14 protein-coding genes are annotated in these 15,180 nt (G+C 33.1%); 11 read left to right on the plus strand and 3 right to left on the minus strand.

What is annotated here, in order from left to right:
- Positions 1–32: 32 nt before the first annotated feature.
- Together B5X64_RS01185 and B5X64_RS01190 are read right to left on the minus strand one after the other, a co-directional pair.
- Complete coding sequence (locus B5X64_RS01185) at positions 33–1,250, minus strand: spondin domain-containing protein (RefSeq protein ID WP_079463510.1); 1,218 nt, start codon at positions 1,248–1,250, stop codon at positions 33–35.
- 233 nt (positions 1,251–1,483) lie between these two features.
- The gene (locus tag B5X64_RS01190) at positions 1,484–3,682 is read right to left on the minus strand and encodes a S46 family peptidase (protein WP_079463511.1); all 2,199 of its coding nucleotides are present in this window, start codon (positions 3,680–3,682) and stop codon (positions 1,484–1,486) included.
- 188 nt (positions 3,683–3,870) lie between these two features.
- Here B5X64_RS01190 and B5X64_RS01195 point away from each other — a divergent pair, with 188 nt between their 5' ends.
- The 10 genes from B5X64_RS01195 to B5X64_RS01240 all read left to right on the plus strand — a co-directional run bounded on the left by B5X64_RS01195 (position 3,871) and on the right by B5X64_RS01240 (position 14,040).
- On the plus strand, positions 3,871–4,203 hold the full coding sequence (locus tag B5X64_RS01195; RefSeq protein WP_111944908.1) for an META domain-containing protein: 333 nt from the start codon (positions 3,871–3,873) through the stop codon (positions 4,201–4,203).
- Between the two features lie 131 nt (positions 4,204–4,334).
- On the plus strand, positions 4,335–5,567 hold the full coding sequence (gene hflX, locus B5X64_RS01200) for a GTPase HflX (RefSeq protein ID WP_079463513.1): 1,233 nt from the start codon (positions 4,335–4,337) through the stop codon (positions 5,565–5,567).
- Positions 5,567–6,202 carry a DUF4919 domain-containing protein gene (locus B5X64_RS01205; RefSeq protein WP_079463514.1) on the plus strand — a complete coding sequence of 212 codons (636 nt, stop codon included), beginning with the start codon at positions 5,567–5,569 and terminating at the stop codon, positions 6,200–6,202. The genes hflX and B5X64_RS01205 overlap by 1 nt, the downstream gene beginning before the upstream one ends.
- 12 nt (positions 6,203–6,214) lie before the next feature.
- Positions 6,215–7,501: a cation:proton antiporter gene (locus B5X64_RS01210; protein ID WP_079463515.1), complete on the plus strand. Its 1,287-nt coding sequence runs from the start codon at positions 6,215–6,217 to the stop codon at positions 7,499–7,501.
- 23 nt (positions 7,502–7,524) lie between these two features.
- Positions 7,525–8,235, plus strand: coding sequence for a DNA alkylation repair protein (locus tag B5X64_RS01215; protein WP_079463516.1), 711 nt, complete (start codon positions 7,525–7,527; stop codon positions 8,233–8,235).
- 68 nt (positions 8,236–8,303) lie between these two features.
- Positions 8,304–8,972 carry a hypothetical protein gene (locus tag B5X64_RS01220; RefSeq protein WP_079463517.1) on the plus strand — a complete coding sequence of 223 codons (669 nt, stop codon included), beginning with the start codon at positions 8,304–8,306 and terminating at the stop codon, positions 8,970–8,972.
- 12 nt (positions 8,973–8,984) lie between these two features.
- A complete protein-coding gene (locus tag B5X64_RS01225) occupies positions 8,985–11,051 on the plus strand; it encodes a hypothetical protein (RefSeq protein ID WP_079463518.1) in 2,067 nt (688 codons plus the stop codon).
- 89 nt (positions 11,052–11,140) lie between these two features.
- The gene (locus tag B5X64_RS01230; RefSeq protein ID WP_079463519.1) at positions 11,141–12,367 is read left to right on the plus strand and encodes a hypothetical protein; all 1,227 of its coding nucleotides are present in this window, start codon (positions 11,141–11,143) and stop codon (positions 12,365–12,367) included.
- 6 nt (positions 12,368–12,373) lie between these two features.
- Entirely contained in the window at positions 12,374–12,712 is a 339-nt protein-coding gene (locus B5X64_RS01235; protein WP_079463520.1) for a DUF6122 family protein, read from the plus strand.
- A gap of 257 nt (positions 12,713–12,969) precedes the next feature.
- The gene (locus B5X64_RS01240; protein ID WP_079463521.1) at positions 12,970–14,040 is read left to right on the plus strand and encodes a calcium:cation antiporter; all 1,071 of its coding nucleotides are present in this window, start codon (positions 12,970–12,972) and stop codon (positions 14,038–14,040) included.
- A gap of 30 nt (positions 14,041–14,070) precedes the next feature.
- Here the strand turns inward: B5X64_RS01240 and B5X64_RS01245 are convergent, their stop codons facing one another.
- Positions 14,071–14,451: a group III truncated hemoglobin gene (locus B5X64_RS01245; protein WP_079463522.1), complete on the minus strand. Its 381-nt coding sequence runs from the start codon at positions 14,449–14,451 to the stop codon at positions 14,071–14,073.
- A gap of 148 nt (positions 14,452–14,599) precedes the next feature.
- On the opposite strand from B5X64_RS01245, the gene B5X64_RS01250 reads away from it, so the two are divergent.
- A complete protein-coding gene (locus B5X64_RS01250; protein ID WP_079463523.1) occupies positions 14,600–15,088 on the plus strand; it encodes a YkgJ family cysteine cluster protein in 489 nt (162 codons plus the stop codon).
- Positions 15,089–15,180 lie beyond the last annotated feature (92 nt).

A 15,180-nucleotide genomic window follows, 5' to 3' on the forward strand; every position in this document is an offset into this window, starting at 1 on the left:
TGTTGTTTTTATTAAACCCTGATCGAGATTAATTAATTTACAGTCACTTTTAAGACATTTTGTACTGCAGGTATAGGATATTGATTTCCTACTTTAGAAATCACCACACTTTCTGCCTGAGGAGTTCCCCCAAATAAAGCCTGACGATTTCCTGCTCCAGGATATTGATTAATACCTGTTCCCGAATCAAATAAAGCAGTTTTTGAAGTTAAATCTCCCGTGCTATTTGCATCAATACTTTGTTCATTGGCATAAAACCAGTCATTAGAAAAACCAAACATCGTTACATAAGCTATTTTATTTCCCGGTGTATACGTGAAGTTGGTCATCACTTTGTTTCCTGGTGCTACAGGAGCGTTTCCGGCGATATAAACTCCTTTTACATTAGACATAGCTTTTAAGCTGTTTTGAAGTTTCATAACATCTCCAGTCTGAGAGATTTCTTTTAATCCATTATTAGAATCTAATTGTCCTAATTGATAAATAGGGTTTTGATTACCGCTATAAACTACTACCAAAGCTGGAGATAGACCTGTCATTATTCCAGTATTTGCGTTAAGTTTGGTGACCATTTTAGTAATATCTCCCATTTGTGCTATATCCGTAATTTCAGGATTTGATAACGCATTAGGTGTGAAAAAAGGAGCTGAATTAAGCAATTGCGAACCATTGTAGTTTGAAATTGCCCAAACTCCAGGAGATAAAGGTGTTGAATTGGCCGTTCCTCCGGAGGTGTTTGTTATCATTAAGGTAAATTCAGATTTCATAATGTCATAACTAAGATTTAGCTTGACCAGTTGAGAGGCATTCACACTTGGAACCTGAGCAATAGGATTGCTCTGAGCAGTTCCTGTTGTATTGTCTTTTGTTCCGTTGTCCCACAATAAAACTTCTGAAGAAACATCACCTGTAATAGCATTTCCATTAGTGTCAAATAGTTTTATTCCAGGTTGTTTTGATGCAAAGAACCAATCTTTGGATGCGCCATACATGGTTGCAAACATCAGAGACTGTGCTTTTCCTGCACTGAATTTAACGGAGACAGATTCTCCTGGCATTATAACAGGAGTATTGGTTCCCTGAAAGCTGCCACTTTCTACAAAATCTTTTGGAGTAACAATATTTTCAAAAGTAATTGTTTTTTCCATTGAACTTTCCATCATCATATCGTCATCATCACAAGATGTAAGGCCAAAAATTGTCATAAGCCCAAGGCTAAGTGTTGCTAGTTTTAAAAAGTTCTTTTTCATAAAAGTATTTTTTATAGTTATAATTGATTTATAATTATAGTCGGAGTTATTTAAAAATCCTGACAAAAAAATATCTTTTTATTGAATTTAAATATTTAAGGTATTGATTTTTAGTATTTAAAATTTTAAAATGATTGATTTTTCTTGAAAAAGACTCATCTTAAATTAATAAAAAAGGCAACAAAAAAACCGTGAAATAAATTCCACGGTTTTCAAAATATTTTTTGAGAAAACTATTTTTTCTTTTTTACAGGAGCTGCAATTTTGATTTTAGATTTACCAGTATCAGCAGGAGTATTTTCATCTCTTACTAATTTGAGTTCGTCTACAATTCTTCTTGCACCAGCATATTTGTCGATTGTCCAAAGAACAAAACGGATATCTACACTGATTGTTTTCTGCCATTCGTCTTCAAAAACGATATCTCCGCTTAATGCTTCGCTGTTTCCATCAAATGCGATACCGATAAGGTTACCGTCTCCATCAATTACCGGAGAACCAGAGTTTCCACCTGTAATATCATTGTTTGAAAGGAAGTTTACCGGAAGGTAACCTGCTTTGTCTGCATATTGACCATAATCTTTAGCATTTTGAAGCGCAATTACTCTTTGAGGAAGATCAAACTCTTCGTCACCAGCTTTGTATTTACCTACTAAACCTTCCATTGTAGTGTAATAGTTATCAGTCACTCCAAAGTAGTTTCTGTCGTCTCTTACAGGTAAAGTATCGATTTGCCCGTAAGTAAGTCTCATGGTAGAGTTTGCATCCGGATAGAATTTTTTCTCAGGCATTGCTTTCATTAAACCAGCTAAGAAAAGACGGTTGTTTTTAGCAAAGCTGTCATCCAACAATACATATTTGTCGTTTGATGTTTTTTGATCTGCAATAATTCCTCTTGCTATTTTCAAAAGAGGATCTGCATCCAACTTCAAACGATCAGGATTCATAATGTAATTCGTCACAGATGTTTTATTTGCAAATACAGATGAATACGCAAGGCTAGATAAGCTTTTAGCATCCAAAGCCATAATCGTTGGAGAAGCTACGTCAGATTTTACTCTTGTTTGGTAAAGATTTACCAAAGAGTTCAACATTTCTCCTTCAAGATTAGTGTTGATGTTATCATATGCATCTTTTACCGCCGTTTCTAATTTAGCTTTCATTGCCAATCTTCCTGCCATATCTTGTTTTGCATAAGCATCTAATGCAGGAGCTAAGCTGTTTGCAAGAGCGATATATTTTGCATTTCTCATCAATAGAGAAGCGTAGTTTCTTTCTGCATTTCTGTTTGAAACTTGAGAGTAATAGTTTTGAATTGTTTCTAAAACATCATCATACATTTCATTTCCTGGTTGCATTGACCAATCGTTGAATTTCTTCTCAATTTCTCTTTTGTCAGTAATTGTTCCGTTTTTTTCAACAGCATCAATTGTTCCCTGTCTGTTTTTCCAGTAGTTGGCAACAGAAGCATATTGAGAAGCGTATGCTAATTGAGTCGTCTTATCTTTATCCATGTACTTCTTCATAATGTCCATCGCCATTTTAGAAGTCTCTACCCAAGCCGGGTAATCTTTAGTAACCATTTGCTCAATTCCGTAAGAAGTTAAGTAACGGTTTGTTCTTCCTGGGTATCCTAAAATCATTGAGAAATCTCCTGGTTTAATTCCTTTTAGAGAAACAGGTAAGAAGTGTTTAGGTTTTAATGGAACGTTGGTCAATTTAAATTCTGAAGGGTTTCCTGCAGCATCAGCATACACTCTGAAAACTGTAAAATCTCCTGTATGTCTTGGCCATTCCCAGTTATCGGTGTCTCCACCAAATTTACCAATTGATGATGGCGGTGCACCAACTAATCTGATATCTTTATAGTCTTGATAAACAAAATAATAAAATTCGTTTCCGTTGAAGAAATCTCTTACGACAACAGTATATTTTCCATTTTCAGAATTTTCTGTCTGAATTGCTTTTGTTTCAGCATCAATTACAGCTTTTCTCTGAGCTGCAGACATTTCGTTGTTTAATTTTGAATTGATTCTCTGTGTCGCATCATCCATTCTTACCAAAAATCTTACGTAAAGATCTTTAGAATTGAATTCTTCTTTTTCGTTTTTTGCCCAGAAACCATTCTTTAGGTAATCTTTTTCAGGAGTAGAAGCCGCAGCAACAGCACCATAACCACAGTGGTGATTGGTGAAAATCAACCCTTTGTCTGAAACAATTTCTCCTGTACAAAAACCGCCAAAGCTTACGATAGCATCTTTTAAACTAGAGTTGTTTACAGAATAAATCTCTTCCGGAGTCAAACGAAGACCCTCTTTTTGCATGTCTACACCATTAAGCCTTTTGACAAGCATTAATAGCCACATTCCTTCATCTGCTCTCATTTGAGCAAAGCCTAATAAGAAAGTGAATAGTAAAAATATTCTTTTCATTTTATAAAATAATTTTTGTGGGGCTAAATTACTAATTTTTACGATAATTTGTCAGCAATTGGTATGAAAATGGGAGGGAGGATGATATGAAAAACATTTTATCATTTCTTTTTGCCTTTTTTATTCTAAATTTAGTTATAAACTGTTCTGTTGTAAAGTCGAATAACGAGCACTACCAAAGAGAATGGATGATGGTTTCGTTTGATGGGTTCACCAAAGAACAGCTTGTGAAAAATTTAGCAGAGATCAACCTTACAGAACCTGCCAAAGATGGAAAAATAAGAGGAACAGCGATGATGGGCTGCAACAGAATGTTTTTTACTTTAGAATTTAAATCTAAAAATAGAGTGAAGATTTCAGGATTGGGAAGTACATTAATGGCTTGTCAGGAAATGAATTTGGAAACAGAATTTTCAAAAGTTTTCGAAAAAATGACTCGCTACGAAATTAATGGTCATTTTCTCACCCTTTATGATGAGAATGGAACCCAAATGAAGTTTATTGCCGCAGATTGGGATTAATTTCTCTTTTATTCAACAAATACAGTGAAATTATATCGATTTAGGTTAAATTACCTGTTTTTTGAAAACTCTACTTGTATTTATAAATTAAAAATATTATCTTGTAAATCTTATAAATTATACAGAATTTAATGTTAGAAAAGAAACAACATAATTACGAAAAGGCAGTTTTGGTGGGCGTTGTCACCCAAAATCAGGATGAAGATAAGTTGCAGGAATATATGGACGAGCTGGAGTTTTTAGCCTTTACGGCAGGCGCTACGGTGGATAGACGTTTTACTCAGAAATTAACTCAGCCCGATTCTAAAACTTTTGTAGGAAGCGGAAAAGCACAGGAAATAAAAGAATATGTAAAGGAAAACGAGATAGGAACCATTATTTTTGATGATGAATTATCACCTTCTCAGCTTAAAAATCTTGAAAAAGAAATTGAAGTGAAAATTCTTGACAGAACGAATCTTATTCTTGATATTTTCGCACAGAGAGCACAAACTTCTTACGCAAGAACTCAGGTTGAATTGGCGCAATACCAATATTTGCTGCCTAGACTAAGCAAAATGTGGTCTCACTTAGATAAGCAAAAAGGGGGAATCGGGATGCGTGGACCTGGTGAAACAGAGATTGAAACTGATAGAAGGATTATCCGCGACAGAATATCTTTACTCAAAGACAAACTGAAGATTATCGACAAGCAAATGGCAACCCAACGTAACAACAGAGGAAAAGTTGTTCGTGCTGCTTTGGTAGGGTATACCAATGTAGGAAAGTCAACCTTGATGAATGCTATTTCTAAATCTGATGTCTTTGCTGAAAATAAATTGTTTGCAACGCTAGATACAACGGTAAGAAAAGTGGTCATCGGGAATTTACCTTTCCTTTTAACAGATACGGTAGGTTTCATCAGAAAATTACCGACACAGTTAGTAGAATCTTTCAAATCTACTTTGGATGAGGTACGTGAAGCCGATCTTCTTATTCATGTAGTTGATATTTCACATGAAAGCTTTGAAGATCATATCGAATCTGTGAATCAGATTTTAATGGAAATCAATGCCCATCAGAAACCAATGATTATGGTTTTCAATAAGATTGATGATTTCAGCTACGAGAAAAAAGACGAAGACGATCTTACACCAGGTTCAAACAAAAACGTTTCTCTCGACGAATGGAAAAAAACATGGATGGCAAAATCTAAACATCCGGCAGTTTTCATTTCAGCTCTTAAAAAAGAAAATTTCCCTGAAATGAAAAGACTGGTATATGACGAGGTCATGAAAATTCATATTTCAAGATTCCCGTACAACGATTTTCTTTTCGAATATTTCGATAACGACGAAGACGAAGCCACTGAAACAGAAGATTAATGAATTATAGGATCTTATTCTTTTTATTTATTATTCCGTTTTTTGGTTTGAGCCAAAAGACAAAACTCGATTTGAAAAATATCGAGAAGAATCTCAGCAATCCCAATTCTACTTACAACTACGACAGGCTTATTTTTAAATATAAAGGACTTCCAAAGTCTATCGACAGTATAGAAGCACAGCATTTGTACTACGGAAGAAACTTTAGAAAAGATCTGGTTTCGCAATCCGAAGACGATTTCAAAGTTTTGGCAGAAGCCTTCAAAAACAATAATTTTACAGAATGCATCAGGCTAGGTAAGGTACTTTACGCAAAGGATCCTACCAACCTTGATGTGATTCTTATTCTACTTCGTGCCTATGATCAGACAAAAGACATTGGTAACTTTTCGCATCACATTACTCAATTGAGACTTCTCACTGATGCTATCAAAAACTCCGGAGACGGAAAATCAGAACAAACTGCATATAAAGTAAACAGCGTGGGAGATGAATATATCTTCCTCAATGTGATGAATGTGGGACAAGACTATACGAGAACTTCTAAAGCTTTGAAAGACAGTGTTGTCGACGTTTGGGAAAAAGGAGAGAACAAAATTTATATCAAAATACTTTATTTAGACTTCAATTTTTAAAAAACAAATTTATTGGAATTATACTATTCATTTTCAGCACTTATCGTATTAGCATCCATTTTTGCATATATCAACTACAGGTTTTTAAAACTTCCGAGCACTATCGGGATTATGGTTATTGCCATCGTGGTATCAATCATTTTGGTCTTATTTGGCGAAAACTTTCTTCCTAAAACATTCGGACATCTGAATGATTTGATGAACAGTATCGACTTTACTGAAGTTTTGATGGGAGCGATGCTAAACTTCCTGCTCTTTGCGGGAGGAATTCATATTAATATTAATGATCTAAAAGAACAGTTCCGGCCGGTTCTTATATTTTCAACGGCAGGAGTAATTATTTCGACCTTTATTGTAGGGTTTGGAATGTTTTATTTGTTGCCTTTAGTGGGGCTAGAGATTCCATTTATCTACTGTTTGGTATTTGGAGCATTGATTTCGCCAACCGATCCGGTTGCGGTTTTAAGTGTTTTAAAACAAGCCAAAGTATCAAAGTCATTAGAAACAAAAATTGCGGGAGAATCGTTATTTAATGACGGTATGGCGGTTGTCGTTTTTACCGTAGTTTTGCAGATTGCAGTTGGCGATAAAGTAGATTTGGGAGTAGAAAATATTACCATTTTATTGATGAAAGAAGCCGGAGGTGGATTGCTTTTGGGGGTTCTTTTAGGTTGGATCACTTCAAGATTGATGCGTGAAATTGATGATTATATTATCTCGGTTTTGGTAACGCTTGCAGTCGTGATGGGAGGTTATCTTGTAGCAAGACAAATGCATGTTTCAGGTCCTTTAACGATGGTTGCAGCAGGATTGTTTATGGGTAATTTTAATGTTAAATTTAAAATGAAATCTATCACGCAGGATTATCTGATTAAATTCTGGGAACTAATCGATGAAATTCTGAATGCCGTTTTATTCCTTTTTATCGGGTTTGAATTGTTGATGATTAAAGATTTAAACCATTATGTAATTCCTGGATTATTGGCAATTGCTGTGGTTTTGGTTGCAAGATTTATTTCGATTTGGGGGCCTGCAAAATTTATGTCTTTCAGAAGAACATTTAGTCCGCAAACAATAAAAGTTCTGTTTTGGGGTGGTATTCGTGGTGGTGTTTCCATTGCTTTGGCGATGTCGATTCCGAAAAATGAATACAGCAATGCTATTTTAAGTATTACTTATTGTGTGGTTGTATTTTCTATTATTGTTCAGGGTCTTACAATTGCTAAAGTTGCCAATCCAAAGATGATTGCTGATGAAGAAAAAGAGTTGGAAAGTATTGCTTTAGATGAAAATCATTAATTGTTTATAAATCAATAAGTATAATGCTTAAAGAGATCAAAGAATCATTAGCTGTTTTATCCATTCCAGAAAAGGCAGCTTTTTTTCCTAAGTTTTTCAAAACAGGAAAAGGAGAATATGGTGAAGGTGATTTGTTTTTGGGTGTGAAAGTTCCGGATCAAAGAGCTGTTGCTAAAGAATATTATGCTAAAATTTCTTTAGAAGAATTGAGCGAATTGATTGCTTCCCCTTATCATGAACATCGATTGACGGCTTTAATTATGCTGATTTCCAAATTTGAAAAAACAAAAGACCTAACTATAAAAGAAGAGATCATCAATTTCTATCTTAAACATCTCGATTTTGTTAATAATTGGGATCTGGTTGATACTAGCTGTTATAAGATTTTAGGTCGCTATGCTTTCGAAAATAAAAAAGAAAACCTTTTGAGAGAACTTGCTGATTCCGACCAAATGTGGCACAAAAGAATTGCTGTTGTAGGAACGATGCATTATATAAAAAAGGGTTCATTTGAATTAACAAAAGAGTTTGTAACACAGAATCTACATCATCCACATGATTTGATGCATAAAGCAAACGGCTGGTTGTTGAGAGAAATGGGAAATAAAAACGAGGCAGAGTTGATATCTTATCTTAATCAATATTACAAAGAAATGCCAAGAACGTGTCTTCGTTATGCAATCGAAAAATTAGACGAAGAATTGCGCCAGGATTACCTAAAAGGGAGAGTTTAAATATGATTAATTTCACCTTTTGAAGAGGTAAATTAAAAATAAGTAAATTTGCTTCTCAACACGAACTTATGAAAATATATTTCAGGCAGGTTTTTCTGCTGATTCCTTTATTACTTTTAATGAGCTGTTTTGATATTCTTGATAAAGTGAATGTCAAAGCAGACGGAAGCGGAGAATATTCGCTTATTCTGAATGCGAGTAAAAGCAAAACAAGATTGGCTTCCATCTCAAAAATGGAAACCGTAAACGGTAAAAAAGTTCCGAAAAAAGCTGAAATCGAAGCTAAAATTAACCAAGCTGCAAGCATTTTTAAAAATGTTCCGGGAATTTCAAACGTTAAAACTTCTATGGATTTTGACAATTACATCATCAAACTGAGTTGTAATTTTAAGAAAATAGAAAATGTAAATGCCGGTTTAGAACAGTTAAAAACCAAAAATGTTTTAGGAAAAATGATTCCTACACAGATTTACAGCAATGATTCTACAAAGAAAATTTTCACAAGAAATAAAATCAATACATTCAAAAGCGATTACGACAAACTAAGTACGGCAGACAAAGAAGTTTTTAATAATGCTAAATATACTTCGATTCTGCAGTTTGAAAATACGGTGAAATCTCAATCTAACAGTGCATATCAGCTTTCCCCAAACAAAAAAGCGATGAAGCTTGAAGGAAATATTTTAGATTTTATCCTTCAGAAAAAACAGATTCAAAATACGATTACGTTTCAATAACCAAACTCAAATATGAAATCTCTATTTTTAAAAACACAGACCATTTTTTTAATCCTTTTCGGTTTTGTGCTGACATTTGCGCAAAATAGTGTAAAAGACCCACAAAATGCAGTTTTTTACATGGAAGTGAATGGAAAACAGCTTAATAAAAAAATTAACTGGGAGAAATTCAATCCTTTTCTACAGGAAATCACCAAAGATAAAGGCAAAAATAAAAAAGCTTCATGGAACGATTATTCCAAAACAGGGATAAAATACGATGCAACGCAGTTTCATTATGCAACGATGAATGATTCTGTGAAATCTTACAACACCCATTTTACTTTAGAAAATCCGGAAAAGTTTCAGGAATTTATCAATTCGGTAAAGAAAAAAGGACAGGAAGTAACCAAGAAAAATAATTATTCATACGTTGATATCGAAGATGATGTTTTTGTTGCCTGGAGCGGAAATCGTGCCGTTTTGAGTATGATTAGTTATCAAAAACCGTATAAATGGGATGATGATTATGCGATTGATAGTGCTGTTGCGATTATTGATAGTGCGGCTACAGTTGCAATCGATAGTGCTTATGTGGAAGAAGAAAAACCTTTCGATTATAAAGAAGAAATAGGCTATCTGAAAGACGATATTAAATATTTAAAAGAAAGCATTAAAGATAATAACGCTGAAATTCTAAAGCTTCAGAAAGATATCAAGTATCTTGAAAAGCATCACAAATATCCGGAAGAAAAGAAAGTGTCAGAATTGACTGAAGCAGTAAAAGATTCTACTTACACACCAAGTGCAAAAATTTTGCCGCCTCCAATTTCACAGGATGATTATTATGAAGAAGAGGCTTATGAAGTTGATTCAAGCTATCAAAAAGAAATGGATTCTCTGAATATTGAGAAATTCAAAATCGTTAAAAAGTTTGCGGAAGATCGTTTTGATCAGTATTTCAGTTCAAATGCAGAGTTTTCGGTGACCAAAGATATGTTGAGCTTCAGAGATCCGAATTCTGATGTTTTCATCTATGCAGATTATGGGAGAATTATCAATGAAGGAATTTACAAAAATATGCCTGCAAGCTATAATTTTACGGGTATTTTAGGTAAAATGTATAATTCGAATAGATCTTATAATCTGTATTTTGATAAAGATAAAGTAAGGCTTGTTAATAATTATCAACATAAAGATTCGGAAATACAAAAAAGTATTTCGGATGTTTATAAAGGGAAGAAGAACAAAAAATTGGCAGCCTTAATTAATGATAAAAGCGTCGGTTATTATGTGATGAATGTGAATGGTTCTAAATATTTTGATATGATGTACGGTTTGCTGGAAAATACAGGAGAGTCTGAATATCAGAAAGAAATGGAACTGATGATGGAAACGATGAAAATCGTTTTGGATGAAGAAGCGATCGCAAAAATTGCTCCCGGAAACGGAATTTTTGTTCTGAATGAATTAAAATCTAAAAACGTAGAATATACCGATTACGATTACGACGAAAATTATAACGAAAAAGAAGTAAAGAAAACAAAAGATGTAATGGTTCCAGACTTTACTTTTGCATTCGCTACAGAAAATGAAAACTATTGGAAACGAGTTTTCAATGTATTGACTTCCAATAAAGCTTTTGCTAAAAACTTCTCTAAAAATGGTGAGTTTTATGCTTTTAAAGATGAGAAAAATAAAAACGGTTATGTTGATCAGTTATTTTTCACCGTAAAAGAAGGAATTGTGTATGTGACAACTTCAAAAGATAATATCAACACAAATAGCCAGACTGAAGTTTCTAAACAGTGGATGAAAGATTCTTCTAAATATCCTTTGTCGGGACGATTGAATATTCAGAAACTTTTGGTTGGTTTAGACAACGAATTTAAAAGTAAATCTGAAAGAAAAACGCTTGATTTGTTAAGAAAAAATGTGGGTGAAGTTTATTTTAAAACCGAAGTGAAAGGCGGCAGTATTCAGACTGAAATGAATTATGATATTAAAAATTCTTCAGAAAACAGTCTGATGTATTTCTTTGATTTGTTTGACGAGATCTATAAGATTTCAGAATCTGAAAAACCTTCACAGACATTGTAATAACATCAATAGAAACGGGCTTTAGCCCGTTTTCTTAATTTTTAATGTAAATTGGTTGTAGCCAAAATAGATCATTTTATAATAAATTCATGAAGAAAAAATATATTTTTCTTGTCATCATAATTCTGCTTTCTGTAGGAGTTTATTTTCTGTTTTTCCATAAAGATAAAAGCTTAAAATACATTCCCGAAAATGCAGATGTTATCGTTTTAGTCGATGTCAAAAAAGCGAAGAGACAATATATTTCCAGCTATTTAATGCATCCTTCGAAATGGTTTGAAGAAAAAAAAGAAAAGAAAAATAAAATTTCAATTACAGATTCCGGATTGGAAATTCCAGATTTTCTGCAGATTTTCCATTTGAATAATACTAAAATTTCTGAATGGTACACTGTTTTAGAAATCAATGATAAAGAAAAACTTTCAGCATTTTTAAAAGATCGAAAATTTATAAATGATGGAAAAGGGATATTTAAAAACAACCAGTTTTTTGTGAAAATTAATGGTGAAAAATGTATTGTCGGAACTTCCGATTTAAATTTCAACAACATCGGAAAACCGTTTTCTGAAAAATTCAGGAATAATGTTTTGAATGCAGACTCTTTTATGGATGATGGCTTAGGAAGTATTTCTTTTATTTCGGAATTACGGACTCAAAACTTTTCAATCGATTTAAAAGATGATGAAATTGAAATAAAAAATAAACAGAATTCGACCAATTTCGAATCATTGATTTCAGATTTATATAAGAAAACTCAATTTTTAGATGCTGAATTAGATTCAGAAAATATCAAGAAAATAGGTTCTGTTTTTAAAGAAAATCTTACAGATTCGGCATCGGTTAATTATTTAAAAATGAGCGCCAATCTGACGCAGGTGAATGATACGATTGTCAGTTACGAATACGACGATAACTTTAATGAAATTGAAAAGATCAGTTATCAGAAAATCGTTCAACCGGATTATGAAATCGTGCTTCAAACTTCAAATCCTGAAAAAGCCTGGACGTATTTTCAAAATAAAAAATGGATCAACGCGCAAAATCAGTTTACGGTAATTCCTTTTCAGCCTAATTTAATTGGTGTAAATAAGAACCAGATTTCTATAAAATCTACCCGAAAATCTGTAAAATTGAACGAAACGAAAAAGCAAAATTATATTTTCATCAAAAATAATCCTTTATTGTTTTCGTCATTTAAAACTTTAAATAATCAGTTTTTTAAAAATGTAGAATATATTTTTTACGGAAATAAAAATAAGGATTACACGGTGAAAATTAAATTTAAAAAAGAAAAATTTCCATTAATTTTAAGATAAAAATCTATGTGTCCTCCAGAAATTGCTTTATTAAAAACATTCGTGCATTACTTTCTGCATTTGGCTTTCCCTGCGGTGATTGCCTTTGTTTTTTATCGTAATCAATGGAAAAGAGTGTACTTAATTCTGTTAGCGACAATGTTGGTTGACCTTGATCATTTGTTTGCGGATCCTATTTTTGATCCGAACAGAATGAGCGTTGGGTTTCACTTTTTACATTCTTATTATGCGATTGCGGTGTATTTTTTGCTGCTCTTTTTTAAAGGAAATTTAAGAATAATCGGCATCGGTTTGCTTTTTCATATGTTGACTGATTTTCAGGATTTTGTATTATGGTGCCATTAATAGGGTAGAATTGCTCATTGGAAAATTTATTTCTACCAATAAAAAGAAGAACTTTTTAGGTTATTGGGGATGTAATTTGTTTTTATAGTGTATTATTTGCTGCCTTTTTTCTTAAAATTTAAGAATAATAAAAATGGGCTTAATTTATAGGTTTTAGCTGACTTCCAGAGTTTTGAGTGGTTTTCTTATTAAAATATTATTAATATTTTCTTTTAAGATTTCTAATTTGATAGATTTTTTGTATTTTAGTGACGTTTATGAAACTAAAAGAATTTTTACATTATACGTACGCTTTTCCTGTCTTGGCGGTAATTTATTACCTCTCAGGATTGATGGGAACAGGAGTGGTCTTCGATGTCATTGCCGGTGTATTGCTCACCGGAAGTGTATTATCTGCAGTGCATCATGCAGAAGTAGTCGCTCACAAGGTTGGAGAACCTTACGGAACGATTATTTTGGCGCTCTGTATTACGATTATTGAAGTCGCGTTGATTGTTTCGCTGATGGTTGCGGGTGGTGAACAAGCCATTACATTGGCAAGAGATACTGTTTTTGCAGCAGTAATGATTATCCTGAACGGAATTATTGGTATTTGTGTATTGGTGGGTGGTGTAAAGTATTTTGAACAGTTTTTTGCACGAACTTCTGCCACAACGTATCTCGTAAGTATTGTTTCTATTTTGGTGATTACTTTAGTTCTTCCCAATTTTACTTCAAGTGTGAATGGACCTTACTATAATAATGCACAGTTAATCTTTGTTTCAATCGCTTGTCTTGTAATCTATGGAGTCTTCTTAATGGTACAAACCGTGAGACACAGAAGTTATTTTGTGCCGGCTGATGGTAATGCAGAAGAACATTTTATACCAAATAAAACACAGACCATTGTCAGCTTTTTCCTATTGGTTGTATGTTTAATCATTGTTGTTTTAATGGCAAAAGGTCTTTCTAAGACAATCGAGGATGTGGTACAAAGCATGGGAGCGCCAAAATCTTTAGTCGGAGTTATTATTGCCGGAGTTGTACTTCTTCCGGAAGGATTGGCGGCGATTCGTGCGGCGAGAAATAACCAGTTTCAGTCGAGTTTAAATCTGGCTTTAGGATCTGCATTAGCGAGTATCGGTTTGAGTATTCCTGCGATTTCTGCAGTGAGTATTATGTATGATATTCCATTAGTTTTAGGACTGGATAAGAAAGATATTATACTTCTTACTTTGTCTGTATTTATCGTGATGTTATCCTTAAGTCGAGGAAAAACCAACATTTTGTACGGAACTGTTTTATTAGTCAATTTAGCGGCCTATATTTTTACTGTAATTGTACCTTAATTTTAAACTCAAAACAAACAACTTAGAACTCTAGAGTTTTCTCGCCATTTCCATTTTATAAGCCATCAGATTGGCGATGTTTTCAGATTTTGTAATGGCCATAGAAGCGTTTTCACCTGTAAAGTTCTCTTCAATTGTTTGTTTCCACAATTCAAGCCATTTTTCAAAATGTTTTTTTTTCATCGCTTCTAATTGGTTGATTGGAAAATGTATCGCCATCGGATTTCCTTTGTAACTCATTTGCCCAAATAGAATTGTTTCCCAAAATGAATACATTTTCGGTAAATGCTTTTTAAAATCAACATTCATAACATCTTTGAAGAAAAAACCAATCGTTTCGTCCTGTACAACTTTATCGTAAAAACTGTTCACCAACAATTCTATATCTTCTCTTGATTCTAAACTTTTCATTTGATTATAATTAAATTTTATAACTAAAAATAATACATCAAATTTAGTTTAATTCTAAATCTTATTGAAGATAATAAAATTGATAAGTTTCATAAAAACAATATTTTATCTTTGCAGTCTGCTTTTCGGCATATTAAAAAAAATAGAATTGAATTTAGATTTTTACAAAACTCAGGCTTTACAAAAGCAGAAAGAGCATAAAAAATTCTTGGATGGTTTAAAGAAAAAACCGCCCAAAAACCTCGATTATGTCGTTCAGGAAACTCATGAAAAAGTTTTTGAGAAAGTAGATTGTCTGCAATGTGCCAACTGCTGTAAAACCACCGGACCGCTTTATACCGAAAAAGATATCGAACGAATTTCAAAGCATTTACGCATGAAACAGGCTGATTTTGAAAATAAATTTCTGCGTGTAGATGAAGATAACGATAAAGTTCTACAAAATCTTCCTTGTTTTTTTCTGAATCAAGACAATACCTGTTCAATTTATGAAGTTCGACCAAAAGCATGTAGAGAATATCCTCATACAGACCGAAAAAAGATTTACCAGATCAATAATCTAATGATACAGAATACGGTTATTTGTCCGGCTGCTTTTGAGTTTGTAGAAAGTATGATGAAGAATGTGAATAAATAAACTTCAATCTTAAAAGCTTTTAAAGTCTTATAAAATTGAGTTAAAATCATTATTAAATATAATTTTATTTAAACGACTCCGTTTCAGAATTA

It is taken from the genome of Chryseobacterium balustinum, assembly GCF_900168205.1.
Taxonomy (GTDB): Bacteria; Bacteroidota; Bacteroidia; order Flavobacteriales; family Weeksellaceae; genus Chryseobacterium; species Chryseobacterium balustinum.

What these genes read in the sequence shown, in the direction of transcription:
- B5X64_RS01185 (WP_079463510.1), bottom strand. Translation starts at nt 1,250, where the DNA reads ATGAAAAAGAACTTTTTAAAACTAGCAACACTTAGCCTTGGGCTTATG.
- B5X64_RS01190 (WP_079463511.1), bottom strand. Translation starts at nt 3,682, where the DNA reads ATGAAAAGAATATTTTTACTATTCACTTTCTTATTAGGCTTTGCTCAA.
- B5X64_RS01195 (WP_111944908.1), top strand. Translation starts at nt 3,871, where the DNA reads ATGATGGTTTCGTTTGATGGGTTCACCAAAGAACAGCTTGTGAAAAAT.
- hflX (WP_079463513.1), top strand. Translation starts at nt 4,335, where the DNA reads ATGTTAGAAAAGAAACAACATAATTACGAAAAGGCAGTTTTGGTGGGC.
- B5X64_RS01205 (WP_079463514.1), top strand. Translation starts at nt 5,567, where the DNA reads ATGAATTATAGGATCTTATTCTTTTTATTTATTATTCCGTTTTTTGGT.
- B5X64_RS01215 (WP_079463516.1), top strand. Translation starts at nt 7,525, where the DNA reads ATGCTTAAAGAGATCAAAGAATCATTAGCTGTTTTATCCATTCCAGAA.
- B5X64_RS01220 (WP_079463517.1), top strand. Translation starts at nt 8,304, where the DNA reads ATGAAAATATATTTCAGGCAGGTTTTTCTGCTGATTCCTTTATTACTT.
- B5X64_RS01225 (WP_079463518.1), top strand. Translation starts at nt 8,985, where the DNA reads ATGAAATCTCTATTTTTAAAAACACAGACCATTTTTTTAATCCTTTTC.
- B5X64_RS01230 (WP_079463519.1), top strand. Translation starts at nt 11,141, where the DNA reads ATGAAGAAAAAATATATTTTTCTTGTCATCATAATTCTGCTTTCTGTA.
- B5X64_RS01235 (WP_079463520.1), top strand. Translation starts at nt 12,374, where the DNA reads ATGTGTCCTCCAGAAATTGCTTTATTAAAAACATTCGTGCATTACTTT.
- B5X64_RS01240 (WP_079463521.1), top strand. Translation starts at nt 12,970, where the DNA reads ATGAAACTAAAAGAATTTTTACATTATACGTACGCTTTTCCTGTCTTG.
- B5X64_RS01245 (WP_079463522.1), bottom strand. Translation starts at nt 14,451, where the DNA reads ATGAAAAGTTTAGAATCAAGAGAAGATATAGAATTGTTGGTGAACAGT.